Source organism: Paenibacillus sp. FSL K6-1566, assembly GCF_038050475.1.
GTDB lineage: Bacteria > Bacillota > Bacilli > Paenibacillales > Paenibacillaceae > Paenibacillus_AQ > Paenibacillus_AQ lactis.
On the sequence record NZ_JBBOSR010000001.1, the window covers coordinates 3,161,813 to 3,174,879 of the forward strand.

The following is a 13,067-nucleotide window of genomic DNA, read 5'->3' on the forward strand; positions in this document are numbered from 1 at the left end:
TTGAAAGGATTTTCTTGGACAGGAGGAATGATGGATGGATTCAATCGCGATTTATAATATGGCCGAAGCGGGTCGTGACGTACGGTATGAGGTGGCTGAGGTATTCGTGGATGGGTATTATGAGGAATTATCTTATTTCACGAAGGACCGCTCGACCCTCATTTCCGCCTTCAAAGATCTGTTTAGCTCCGAGGTCTTCTATGTGGCCGAACTCAACGGCAGGGTTGCCGGTATACTGGCTTGCTCCAACAATCGGCAGCGGGCAATGCCGGTCGAACTGGAGCCGCTTCGGAACGCTTTCGGCGTGCAAACGGGGGAACTGGCTTACCATGTCATGAAAAATGAGTTTAATACCGCTTTGCCTTACGATGACAAGACGGGGTATATCGAATGTGTGGCGACATTGACCCGTAATCGCGGAAAGGGCATCTCCACTGGTTTGTTGAACTTTGTAGTGGAGAAGCTGCCCTATCGCCGCTATGTTCTTGAGGTTACCGATGCCAACGAAGCCGCACATCGGATTTACTCGAAATTAGGGTTCCGAGAGATTGAGCGGAAAGCGGAAAGCAATGCCGAAGTTGTAGGGTTTAAATACCGCATTTATATGGAGTGGACACCGGAGGATTAAACGCCGAGCTTCTGCACGAAATAAATTTTGATTGAAATTGATCGATAATTAAGAAACCGTGTTAATCGAGCACTTCTGCAAGTTGCCCTCGGACGCATAGGGACCTATGCGAAAGGGGGCTTTTTGTGTGCTTCGCGTATTCTTTAGTCCGCTGAGGCTGGTATGGAGCGCAGTCTTGACGGTATACTGCATATAGGCGATGGTTATGACTAACGGGATATGAACTGAGGTGACGCCATGTTCGAATTGCTGATCACGATGACGGAAAGGATCGGCATTATTGTTACGATCGCTTTTATCGTGACCCGGCTGCGATTTTTCCGTACGATGCTGAGCCAGGACAAGCTGTCCTCCGTTCAGCGGCTCCAGGCCGTTCTGGTCTTCGGGGTGCTGGGCATTGTCGGAACGTATACCGGCATTACAGTCAGCACAGAGTCGCTTGCCGTGAATAAATGGATGCTCCAGGTGTCCGAGGAAGAAGCCATAGCTAACTCACGGGTGGTTGGTATTGCAATGGCCGGGCTTTTCGGCGGATGGAAGATCGGTCTGGGGGCAGGGCTTGTTGCAGGCCTGCACCGCTTCACGTTAGGCGGCTTTACAAGCCTTGCCTGCGGATTGGCGACGATGCTGGCAGGCATCCTGGCAAGTCTGTTTCGGAAAAAGAACGAGCAGATCAGCGTCTCCGCAGCTTTAGTCCTCGGAGCGCTGGCAGAGTCGCTGCAGATGCTGATTATTCTGCTGCTTTCGAGGCCTTTCGACCAGGCGTTGAACCTGGTCGCTTTTATCGGGGTTCCCATGATCGTGGCCAATGGGATCGGCTGCGCCTTGTTCCTGCTGATCATCCGATCCGTAGTCAATGAAGAACAGAAGGCTGCAGCCCAACAGGCCCAAACCTCGCTTCGGATTGCCCGGAAGACGCTCGGTTACATGCGGCAGGGCATGAAGCCCGAATCGGCCGAAGCGGTCTGCCGGATTCTGTTCGAGGAAGTGAAGGCAAGCGCAATCGCGATGACCGATGACCGTGTCATCCTGGCCCATATCGGCATAGGAGACGATCACCATGCGCCTGGACGCCCGCTGCAGACAGAGGTAACCCGGCACGTTATCGAGAAGGGGGAGCTGCTGATTGTCGACCGGCATCAGATCCAATGCCAGATGCGGGATTGTCCGCTTGGCGCGGCGATCGTCGGTCCGCTGAAGCAGGGAGGGGAGACGGTCGGGACGCTTAAATTTTATTTCCCCAGCAAGAAGGATATTACGCATGTTACCACGGAGCTGATGTCCGGGCTCAGTATGCTGTTAAGCTATCAGCTGGAAGCAGCTCAGCTTGCCGAAGCGAAGGAGCTGGCCAGGGAGGCCGAGATCAAGACGCTTCAGGCACAGATCCATCCGCATTTTCTGTTTAACGCGCTCAATACGATTTTGTCGCTAACGAGGATTGATGCAGTGAAAGCGCGCAAGCTGCTTCGGAGCTTGTCGGATTATATCCGGCAGAACTTATCGGCAGCTGCTGTCGAGAAAGCGACGCTTCAAGAGGAGCTGCAGCATATCCGTTCCTATATGAGCATCGAAGAAACCAGGTTCGAGGATAAGCTTGCGATCTCATATGAGGTTGAAGAGTCGGCTCTGAACGCTATTGTTCCGCCGCTGACGATGCAGCCGCTCGTGGAAAACTGCATTCGGCACGGCTTCAGGAACAAAACGGATGATTGCATCATTCGCATCAGGATCACCGGCAAGCCGTCGTCCGGCGTGACCGTTATGATCAAGGATAACGGAGAAGGAATTCCTGCTGAACGTCTGCGGCAGCTCGGTCTTCAGATGATGCAATCCACATCCGGCACCGGAATGGCCGTGTTCAACGTTAACCGGCGTTTGACGCTAATGTACGGGGGATCCGCTTCATTAAAGATTAAGAGCAAGGAGTCAGAGGGTACCGAGGTTGTATTCCATATACCGCCGGCGCCTTCGGCAGCTGACGATAAGTTTAGATAAAGGCAGGGATCACGCGCATCATGACAGACCGAATCAGAACCATCATTGTGGATGATGAACGATACAGCCGGGAGGAGCTCGGATTTCTATTAATGCAGTACCCTTCCATTGAAGTGACGGGCGAAGCGGGATCAGGGGAAGAAGCGGTGCTGAAGACGCTGCAGCTGCAGCCCGACGCGGTATTTCTCGATGTTGAAATGCCGCTCATGAACGGACTTGCGGCCGCCGAAGCCATGCTGGAAATGAAGAAGCCGCCGAAAATCGTATTCGCCACCGCGTATCCGCAGTTTGGCGCCGATGCCTTCCAGTATGAGGCGATAGACTATCTGCTGAAACCCATCGATGAGGATCGTCTGTCTGAGACGGTCCGAAGACTGGAAAAAGCGATTCTAACGCCAAAGCAGCAATCGCCAGCGCCCATGAAGTCCTGCGGCAAGCTGTCGTTGGAGGAGGAGGGGCAGATTCATTTTATCGATCCGGATGACATTATTTATATATCCCGAGAAGATCCGTTCTCCAAGATTGTTACCGTCCATCAGGTGTTTCATGTGAAAACGCCGCTTAAGGAGCTGGAGGCAAAGCTTCGGCTGTACCCGTTCTTTCGGATTCATAAAAGCTACATCGTTCATCTTAAGTATGCTAAAAGACTCGTCCCATGGTTTAATGGCGCCTACCAGCTGGAGCTGAAGGGGAGCAGCGAGCTGCTGGCCGTGAGCCGCAATTACGCCAAGGCCTTTCGTGAGGCATTGGAGCTGTAGGACGACCTGCGTAAACTCCCTTGCATGTTAACCTGCACTTTGTGCATCTTAATCCGTATAAACGACATGTTAATCGCAAATTGCCTCCTGCCCGCAGGAATTTCCTTATAATCGATGTAAGCGATTCCAAAGGAGGAGGCGATAGATATGATTACCTTCATCGTATCGATTCTGCTGTTAATACTCGGTTATTTTACGTATGGAAAATATATTGAGAAGTTATTCGGCGTCAAAGAGGAGCGGTCCACGCCGGCTTACGTCAATCAGGATGGCGTTGATTACTTGCCGATGAGTACGGGCAAAAACTCGCTGATCCAGCTGCTTAACATCGCGGGTGTCGGACCGATCTTCGGGCCCATCATGGGAGCCTTATACGGTCCGGTTGCCTTTCTGTGGATTGTATTTGGCTGCATATTCGCGGGAGCCGTGCATGACTATCTGACCGGCATGATCTCGATTCGCAACCGCGGTGCCCATCTTCCTGAGCTTGCCGGGAAATTCTTGGGCAAAGTCATGAAGCATGTAGTCAACGCTTTTGCAATTCTGCTGCTGATTCTGGTAGGAACGGTATTCGTCACCTCGCCGGCAAGCCTGCTTCACAACCTGATGAATGGCTCTATCAGCTTGTGGATGATTACGGTTGCCATCTTCGGCTATTATATCCTGGCAACGCTGCTGCCCATCGATAAAATCATCGGCCGCTTCTACCCGATCTTTGGTGCGCTGCTGCTGATAGCCTCAGTCGGCGTCGGGGCGATGCTGATCATCCAGAAGGCGCCGATTCCCGAGCTGACATTTACCAATATGCATCCTGACAATCTGCCGATCTTCCCGCTGCTGTTCCTGACGATTACGTGCGGAGCTTTGTCGGGGTTCCACGCGACTCAGACGCCAATCATCTCGCGCACGACCCAGCGCGAGGGGCAGGGCCGCAAAATCTTCTACGGCATGATGATCGCCGAAGGGATTATCGCCATGGTCTGGGCTGCTGCGGCAATGAGCTTGTTCCACGGCTCGACCGGTCTGAATGAGCTGCTCGCAACAGGCGGCACGGGGCTTGTCGTAAGCGAAGTCGCGAAGGTCACGCTTGGGGCGGTTGTTGGTACATTCGCTGTGCTTGGGGTTATCGTTCTGCCGATTACGTCCGGTGATACGGCATTCCGCAGCGCGCGGATGATCATTGCCGACTATATCAAGCTGCCGCAGCTTAGCATGAAGAGCCGGCTTCTCATTGCCGTTCCGCTCTTTGTCATTTCGATAGCGCTTACGCAGATCGATTTTAACATTCTATGGCGCTATTTCTCTTGGGCTAACCAGGCGACTGGCGTGATTGCCCTGTTTGTCGGGGCGATGTATTTATACATCGCACGCAAAAACTTCTGGGTGGCCCTGATTCCCGGCGCCATGATGCTGTACACAACGACGGTGTATATTTTGAACGCGCAAATCGGCTTCCGTTTGTCCATGAACGCTTCCTACATCGTCGGCGCAGTCATCAGTGCGGTTCTGGTGATTATCTTCTTTAAAGCCGCACAAAAAGCCCGAGCCGCCAAGCTTCCGCTGGATGTGGATGTCTCCGGCTTCAACAAGGCTGCATGATAGCTACAATTTAAACGGATCCACAAGTTAATCTATAGTCCATGGTTTGAAGGTACCGCGGCAGGTTAGTTACAGCCTGCGTTTGCGGTGCCTTTTTGCCGTGATCGGTCAAACCCTTATTCCCTTCTCTGGTGCCATTATGCCGATCGCTTGGCTGCTCCATTCGACCGAGATGTCATCCGGCTTAACGCAGAACCGTCCTTCATCGCTGCCCGCTCCATAGGATAAGGACCGTAGACTTCTTGCAAGAAGCTTCCCGCAAACATCCTGACGAAATTATACATATAATCAATCCGACCGGCTCATAAAATGATGAAAGAAACGTGTAAATGGTGAAGGGGGCGTGTGCAAGATGCTAACCATGCTGCTGTTCCTGTTTGCCGCAAGCGCTGCGGTTGCCAGCGTCGATACCACCTGCGGGTTGAACGTGCTTGGAAGCCTGGATAACACGAAGGTGAACAAAGCCGCTTATGCACTCGTCTATGTGCTCTCCTGCACGCTGGGAGGAGCGGTGACCGGGCTTGCGATCGGCGGCGTCAATTATTTGCTGTCTCTAACCCCGTTGGGGCCATTGTATAACGCAATCATCGTCATATTGTTTGCCGTGTTCATCCTGTTAGAGCTGTTTAATAAATCCGGACTTCTGCCCTCGGGTAATTTCATTGTGCCGTCGGAATGGATTCGGCAGGCGGGATACCGTTCCGCAGCGCTCTGGGGCCATATTCTGGGCATGGGGTTTATTACGCTTCAAGCCGGCGTCCTGTTTCATGCATACATGCTATTATCGATATTTGCGCCGGTTTGGTGGTTGAGTCTCCTGGCGGGAATATGCTTCGGATTCATACGGGGCACTGTATTTAGTCTCCCCCTGATCCGGTCCGTCGTCCACATGCTGCTGGAAAAAAGATGGCTGAAGCGCACCTTGCTTAGCGCCGTGCGGCTAGTCGCATCTTACGTGCTGCTGACAGGATCCATCTTATGGATTCTCCTGTCCTAATTTAAGAAGGGAGGCTGCCGTTCCGATGTATGAAATTGCTGCCATTTCCGCCACCTTCCCCATGCTGTTATCGGTTACCAGCTACATCTGGAGCGCCTTCTTCGGCGAACCGGACCGTTTCCCTGGCAGTCCCCGTCTGCACGCGCTGCTTGTATTGCTGCAGTTCCTTGCCGTCACCATGACTTACGGATATCCCTCATCCATGAGTTTTGTCTTGCTTTCGGTCCTATACTTTGTTCAGGGAATCGGAGTTGTCTATTACATACGGAAGAAAGGAAGGGTAGACTGCGGCTGTCTCGGTCCGCAATTTCATTCCCGGCTGGGGTGGCCGCTCATTGCTATTAACGGGTTTATGGGACTGCTCAGCATGGCCTGGAGCAATCCGGCATGGTTTGACTATCGAGAAGCAGTCGCCCTGAACGGATTTCTGCTGGAAGGCATGCTGCTCCTGGTATCGCTGCTTGTCATCGTGGGCATACCGGATGCCGTTCATGCCATCCGGATATACCGCGAGCTCGCCGCCCCGCATGCTCCGTACATCAAACAGAGGTAAAGGAGGGCATGATGAACACGTTTTTTTGGATCTCCTATATTGTTCTATGGCTCCTCGTTGTACCGTTGGTTCTACTTAACCTCGTCTTGTTCAGACAGCTGGGAATTATGGTGATGGGGACCGCCCGGGGCGTCAACCAATCCGGCATTCCGGTCGGCCGCAAGCTTCCCGATGCCGTCACCACCGATCTGCAAGGGAGCTCGTGGTCGACGAGCGGCTTAGCCGGAACCGCCGCCATCCTGTTGTTCGGATCGCCGACCTGCAAAGAGTGCGCACAAATTATTCCGGACTTTACCCGCATCGCGAAGAAGCACCACGTCAAGCCGGTCCTTCTGTTATTCTCATCCGCAGAGCATGCAGCATCGTACATCTCGACGATTGGCTACGAGGATGAAGCCGTCCTGGTTACCTCCGAGCTTGCCCGTCAGCTGGATGTCCAAGTCACGCCTTATGCCTATGCGGTTGACGGCAGCGGCGTAATCAGGCACAAGGGACTGGTCAACAGCCGCGAACAGCTGGAAGCCTACGTGAAGGCAACCATAGCTTCCTGAATAAGAGGTGATAAGCGTGTGGCGCATGCCTGCAAATAAAGATGAAGAAGCCCAGACGGTGATCAGCCGCTTGACCCGGAAAGCGAGTCGAGTCTCGATTTTGAACCGTTTCGCGCAAAAAACAGCGGAGCTGCTGGCGAGAGTCCTCCTGAGACCCGAAGAGCAGCTGGTTCGTATTTCCTTTGCCGCCGGGCCATGCCGCCCGCCTCACGGTCAATATTGCAGCGGCTGCGGAGCAGATGCTTCCTGTCCGCCCGATTATATCATCTGCACGCCGAAATCCGTTATTAGAGACTGCAAAGGGCTGTGTCCTTATCCGTCCGGCTGGTGGTATACAAGCGATCCGCCCGGACAACGGGCCAAATGCCAGGATTGCATCTCGCAATATGTTCATCCCGAATTCGGGATGAAAGGCTGCTACCAAGGGGCACATATTTATGGCAGATATATCATTTGCGCGTGCAGATCGACCTTCACATATTAATGCATCGGCCGCGTGTTCATGCAATCCAGCGAGACGCACGACGTCGTGATGGGATGCCGCCGCGCTCAAATTTTCTAAGAGCGTCAATTCCTTATATTCGGCTGATTTGTCCTCGTTTTAAGGATATAATTGGAGAAACAGCGAGGTTAATGAACGCAACGATTCGTTGTGAGCTGATGAAGGGAATAAGGAGAGGGACTGATGCAGGACATTGAGATCCGGAGACCCGCATACGCTGATGTCGAAGCGCTTGCGCATTTTTTTCGAATCGTTGTAACCGATACGTTCGCCAAGGAAGGCCTGTCGGAATTGGATGAGGATATCGAACAGGAAATCGAATCGAAAATTCAATACTTGAATCGTGATTTGGAATCAGGAGGCGAACAGCGGTACTTTCTAATTGCCCTGATCGATGGCCATGTCGTAGGCACGATTGAATATGGGCCGCCAAACGCCATGATCCGGCAGCACGCTCCATGGAACAAACAGGACATCATGGAGGTGGGGACCGTTTTCGTGCATCCGGATTATCAGGGCAGGGGAATCGGAAGCTTGCTCTTAAACGTCATTTGGTTGTCGATGATGGAGCGGGGATACCGGGAATTTTGCCTGGACAGCGGATACTCTGCGGCCCAAAGCATCTGGAAGAAAAAGTTTGGAGAACCCGATGTTCTCCTGCAGGATTATTGGGGCGAAGGCCTTCATCATATGATCTGGAGAAGATCGCTCGGCGACGTTTCCATCACATTTCGAAATAGTGTCGATTCCGAAAAAGTTGAGTCATAAGCGCGTGTCACAGTTACGACCCAAATGGTCAGCCATGGACAGGTGGATATGATTGCGGCCGCCCCAGAGATTGGGGGGGCCTTCTTCTCGTAAAGCGATATTTTTCATAATCCTGTGTGTGAGGGTCCCCGATCGGGTGTACAATAAGATAGCTGCAGGAGGATCATCCTGTCAGAATCAACGGCGCGAAGGGGATGGTGAAGGTGCGCTTATTGCTCCATGATACGAGTGAAGTTCATGAATTGAAGGTGTACGATACAGAGGAGCTATACGGCGTGAAGGGGCGTTTCCGCGTGCTGGAGTTCTCCGATGATGCGGTGCAGGGAGTGCTGGATCTGAACGATCCGGAACGGATCGTCTTTGAGTACCCGAGAGCGATCATTCACCTGATCGATGCCAATCATTCGGATTTCGAGGACATGTTCCTGATCGGGCACGGCATCGGGACGATAGCCCGCCATTATGCGAATAGGCGGATAACGGCAGCCGAGGTGGACAAGCGGGTGGCGGAGCTGGCCCGCACCTTTTTCGGCAGCGAAGCTGAATCCGTGAGAATTGGCGATGGGCGCGAGCTGCTGGAGAGGGAAGCTCAGGATACTTTGGACGTTATTATTGTGGATGCCTTTACGAAGGAAGGAACGCCGCGGCATCTGGCTTCTGCGGAATTTTTCATGATGGCGGCAGATAGGCTGCGTGATCAGGGTATTATGATTATGAACCTGATTGGACGAGGAACAAGGGACCCTTATATCCGTGCGATCCACACGACGCTCCATACAGTGTTTTCCAATACGAAGGCATTTCGTCTGTCCGATCGCCGCACAGATATTCAAAATATCATTCTCATCGGAGCCGCGCGCCCTATTCTGTATCAGGAGCGTCATATGGCCGGCTTCCGGGAGGCAACTCTTGAACAGGGCTATGTGATAACGGATCGTCCGTAGGAAGGGATGGAATACATATGGAATATGTTTTGCTGGTGCTTGTTGGAATGCTGGCCGCGGTGAGCGGGGCGATTGCCGGCCTTGGAGGCGGATTTATCATTGTGCCGGTACTGGCCCTCATGTATACAATGCCGGTGTCCCAGATATCGGGCACATCAATGGCCGTTCTGTTCGTCAGTGCGATCTCCAGCACATGGGCCTATGCGAGGCAAAAACGAATTGATTACCGGAGCGGCCTGGCGTTCTCGGTAGCCATGATACCGGGCTCTGTGCTGGGTGCCTGGACAACCAGCATTGTGGGCAGCCGCGTCTTTTTTATAGCGCTTGGACTCTTCCTGATGCTGATGGCGGTTGTGATCAACTTCAAGCCGACCCAGAGCCGGGGCGGCTTCCTCCGGCCGACGGTGACAAGAAACTTCATCGATGCCTCCGGCGCCGAGCATCGCTATGCGTTCAATTTGTGGTTCGGCTCCGGGGTTGCGCTTTTTGTCGGGTTCATCTCCAGCTTGTTCGGCATCGGCGGCGGCTCGGTAATGGTGCCTACGATGATCCTGTTTCTGGCCTTTCCGCCGCATATCGCCACCGCAACGTCCATGTTTTCGATTCTGCTCTCCTCGCTGGTGGGAACCATCTCTCATGTCGTGCTTGACCATGTGTTATGGGGGACGTTCATTTGGCTTGCGATCGGAGCGCTGGCCGGGGGCCAAATCGGTGCCAAGCTTGCCTCCAAAATACCGGGGCTCGTCATCGTGCGGATATTGTCGGTATGCTTGTTCATCGTGGCGATCCGGCTGATGTTTAAAGGATAGAGCGTCCGGGTTTTTGCGTTGAGCCCATTTACGTTTGTTTAAGCCAACCGGGTGATCTGGTTGGTTTTTTCTATGCTTAGCGAAGTACATATCAGGGGTCAGCTGGATTTTCACGAAAACCTTTATACGTCTAGACATTATCAAGGTGCCGAGTGGAGTTGGTAAATGAAGGAGAAGCAAAGTAAAAAGATGAACGTTGTAACGGAATGCACGCCATTCCATAATGAAAGCGTAACCAAGTACAGATCTTGAATCCATTGGAACGGGGGATGCAAATGCAAAAAAGGAATTCAGTATGGCGGAGAGCGATATCCGTATTATTCATGGCGTCACTCCTGCTCTCGGCCTGCGGAGGCAGCGGGTCCGGCAGCGGCAGTTCAAACGAAAATGCCAAGACCGATCCAAGCACCGTAGCGAATGACGGCCCTTTCGGCAAATATGATCCGCCAGTCGAGGTATCGTTCGTAAGGGATCTTAGCGACGTCGTGGAAAATAACGTGCTGGGCGTGCTTAAAGACGAAACGATCGACAACAATCGATGGACGCAATTGTATGAGCAGGAGCTTGGCATCAAAGTCAAGTACAAATGGGTGGTCAAAGGCAGTCCAACCTCCGACCAATACCTGCAGAAAATTAACGTGACGCTGGCTTCGGGCGACCTTCCGGACGTGATTCCGGTCAACGCCACCCAGCTCAAGCAATTGGCGGATTCGGACCAAATCATGGATATGACGGAACTTTACGAAACGTACGCTTCCCCAATGACGAAGGAAGTGCTGCTTCAAGAAGGGACGAGTGCTTTTGACGCCGCTACGTTCGACGGAAAGCTGATGGCAATTCCTCAACTGGAATCCTCGATCGAGCGTTCCATGTACATCTGGATCCGGACGGACTGGCTGGAGAAGCTGGGACTTGCGCCGCCGAAAACGATGGCTGACGTACTGGCCATATCGAAAGCGTTTACGGAGAACGATCCGGACGGGAATGGTGTGCAGGATACGTACGGACTTGGCGTTACCAAGGATTTATGGGGGGGCGCGATGGGGCTTGAGGGATTTATGGCCGGATATAATGCCTACCCTAACATTTGGATCGAGGATGACTCCGGCAAGCTCGTCTTTGGGAGCATCCAGCCGGAAGTGAAAAAGGCGCTTCAGGTTTTGCAAGAGATGTCCAAAAACGGACAGATCGACCAAGAGTTCGGTATCAAAGACGGAGGCAAGGTTTCGGAGCAAATCTCGGCCGGCAAGATCGGTATGGAGTACGGCGAGCAGTGGAATTCCATCTGGCCGCTTCAGCTGAATCGCGATAACGATCCGAATGCGCAGTGGCAAGCGTTCCCGATCGTATCCGAATCGGGGGAAGCACCGAAGGTGCCGCTCAAATTCAGCACCACCCGATTCTTCGCCGTCAAGAAGGATGCGGCCCATCCGGAAGCCGTCATCAAAATGTTCAATCTGCATCTCGAGAAAAACTGGGGGAAAACCGCCGAATTCGATAAATACTTTGCGCCGCCGGAAGCCGAAAGCGTGTGGCAGCTGTCTCCGGTCACGCCGTATCCGGTCATGAAGAACGTGGATGCATTCCGGGAAATCGATGCTGCGCGCAAGGCCGGCGATTTCTCGAAGTTAACCGGAGAGGCCAAGACGATCCAGGAAAAACTGGAAGCTTATGAATCGGGCTCATCCGACGGCTTTGCGCTATGGGGCTGGGAACGGATATACGGGGAACAGGGCTCCATGGGAATCGCCGACCAATACGATAAAAACGACCAATTCCTGCAGGAAAAATTCGTCGGCGCTCCGACGCCGACGATGGTCGAGCGCAAGACGACGCTCGAAAAAATGCAAAACGAGGTTTTCGTCAAGATTATTTTAGGCGAATCCATCGACACCTTCGACCAGTTCGTAGAGGATTGGAAAAAGCTCGGCGGGGATCAAATCACGCAAGAAGTCAACGAGTGGTACGAACAGGCGAAGCGATAATCCGGGCCGGAGGGAGAACCTTGTCGTTACTCCCTCCGAACCTGTTACCTACGAATTGGAGGTTCACGAATGAAAGCGAAATGGCGAAGAGAGCTGCCGCTCCATGTGATGATATTGCCGGGATTGATTCTAATCGTTTTATTTTCGTACATTCCGATGGCCGGCATCACGATCGCGTTTCAGAGGTTTATCCCTGCCAAAGGCCTCTTCGGCGATCAGCAATGGGTCGGATGGAACAATTTCGAGTATGTGATGAGCCTGCCGAATTTTACGCAGGTTTTGTGGAATACGCTGTTTATTTCGAGCTTCAAGCTCATTTTGGGGCTCATTGTTCCAATCGTGTTCGCCGTCCTGTTGAACGAACTCAAAAACAATGTGATCAAGCGATCGGTCCAAACGGCCATTTACTTGCCTTATTTCCTGTCCTGGGTCGTGCTTGGCGGTATCCTGATCGATATCCTCTCCCCGTCGGGAGGCATCGTCAACGGATTTCTCGGCCTGCTGGGCATCCCCAAGATCTTTTTCCTGGGCGATAACGAATGGTTTCCGTTCACGCTCATTGCTTCCGACGTGTGGAAAAACTTCGGGTACGGCACGATCGTGTACTTGGCTGCGATTACCGGAATTGATCCGGGGTTATACGAAGCGGCAACGATCGACGGGGCGAACCGCTGGCGGAAAATATGGCATATCACGATTCCGGGCATGCGCATGGTAATCGTCCTGTTGTCGGTGTTAAGCCTGGGACAGCTGCTGAATGCCGGCTTCGATCAGGTGTTTAATTTATACAGCCCGCAAGTGTACGAAAGCGGGGACATTCTGGATACGTTCGTTTATCGGATCGGTTTGCTTGATGCCCAGTACGGGGTGGCGACGGCGGTCGGATTTTTTAAATCGGTCATATCGCTCACGCTGATATCGGGCTCCTACTTTTTGGCTTATCGGTTTGCGAAATACCGGATATTTTAAGGGGGGGAA

Annotated in this window: 13 protein-coding genes; all 13 read left to right on the forward strand. The window is 52.8% G+C overall.

Translation table 11 applies throughout. The annotated features are described in order from the left end of the window. Positions 1 to 34: 34 nt before the first annotated feature. Positions 35 to 628 (forward strand): GNAT family N-acetyltransferase, encoded by a 594-nt coding sequence (locus NST08_RS13960; RefSeq protein WP_341033187.1) that lies wholly within the window; start codon positions 35 to 37, stop codon positions 626 to 628. Positions 629 to 865: 237 nt separating this feature from the next. Next, on the forward strand, positions 866 to 2,623 hold the full coding sequence (locus NST08_RS13965) for a sensor histidine kinase (RefSeq protein ID WP_341341865.1): 1,758 nt from the start codon (positions 866 to 868) through the stop codon (positions 2,621 to 2,623). Between the two features lie 20 nt (positions 2,624 to 2,643). Next, on the forward strand, positions 2,644 to 3,381 hold the full coding sequence (locus NST08_RS13970; protein ID WP_341341866.1) for a LytR/AlgR family response regulator transcription factor: 738 nt from the start codon (positions 2,644 to 2,646) through the stop codon (positions 3,379 to 3,381). A 147-nt stretch (positions 3,382 to 3,528) separates the two neighbouring features. Continuing rightward, entirely contained in the window at positions 3,529 to 4,980 is a 1,452-nt protein-coding gene (locus tag NST08_RS13975; protein ID WP_341341867.1) for a carbon starvation CstA family protein, read from the forward strand. A gap of 352 nt (positions 4,981 to 5,332) precedes the next feature. Next, the gene (locus NST08_RS13980) at positions 5,333 to 5,977 is read left to right on the forward strand and encodes a hypothetical protein (RefSeq protein WP_210095196.1); all 645 of its coding nucleotides are present in this window, start codon (positions 5,333 to 5,335) and stop codon (positions 5,975 to 5,977) included. A gap of 25 nt (positions 5,978 to 6,002) precedes the next feature. Next, the gene (locus NST08_RS13985; protein ID WP_341341868.1) at positions 6,003 to 6,530 is read left to right on the forward strand and encodes a MauE/DoxX family redox-associated membrane protein; all 528 of its coding nucleotides are present in this window, start codon (positions 6,003 to 6,005) and stop codon (positions 6,528 to 6,530) included. 8 nt (positions 6,531 to 6,538) lie between these two features. Next, positions 6,539 to 7,081 carry a TlpA disulfide reductase family protein gene (locus NST08_RS13990; RefSeq protein WP_244152704.1) on the forward strand — a complete coding sequence of 181 codons (543 nt, stop codon included), beginning with the start codon at positions 6,539 to 6,541 and terminating at the stop codon, positions 7,079 to 7,081. A gap of 25 nt (positions 7,082 to 7,106) precedes the next feature. Further along, complete coding sequence (locus NST08_RS13995) at positions 7,107 to 7,565, forward strand: hypothetical protein (protein ID WP_341342628.1); 459 nt, start codon at positions 7,107 to 7,109, stop codon at positions 7,563 to 7,565. 201 nt (positions 7,566 to 7,766) lie between these two features. Continuing rightward, positions 7,767 to 8,351, forward strand: a complete 585-nt coding sequence (locus tag NST08_RS14000; RefSeq protein ID WP_341341869.1) for a GNAT family N-acetyltransferase — start codon at positions 7,767 to 7,769, stop codon at positions 8,349 to 8,351. Between the two features lie 194 nt (positions 8,352 to 8,545). After that, entirely contained in the window at positions 8,546 to 9,295 is a 750-nt protein-coding gene (locus NST08_RS14005) for a spermidine synthase (RefSeq protein ID WP_341341870.1), read from the forward strand. Positions 9,296 to 9,312: 17 nt separating this feature from the next. Beyond that, positions 9,313 to 10,104, forward strand: coding sequence for a sulfite exporter TauE/SafE family protein (locus NST08_RS14010; protein WP_007130203.1), 792 nt, complete (start codon positions 9,313 to 9,315; stop codon positions 10,102 to 10,104). Between the two features lie 275 nt (positions 10,105 to 10,379). Next, positions 10,380 to 12,089: an extracellular solute-binding protein gene (locus NST08_RS14015; protein WP_341341871.1), complete on the forward strand. Its 1,710-nt coding sequence runs from the start codon at positions 10,380 to 10,382 to the stop codon at positions 12,087 to 12,089. A gap of 69 nt (positions 12,090 to 12,158) precedes the next feature. Next, positions 12,159 to 13,058 (forward strand): ABC transporter permease, encoded by a 900-nt coding sequence (locus NST08_RS14020; RefSeq protein ID WP_007130201.1) that lies wholly within the window; start codon positions 12,159 to 12,161, stop codon positions 13,056 to 13,058. Positions 13,059 to 13,067 lie beyond the last annotated feature (9 nt).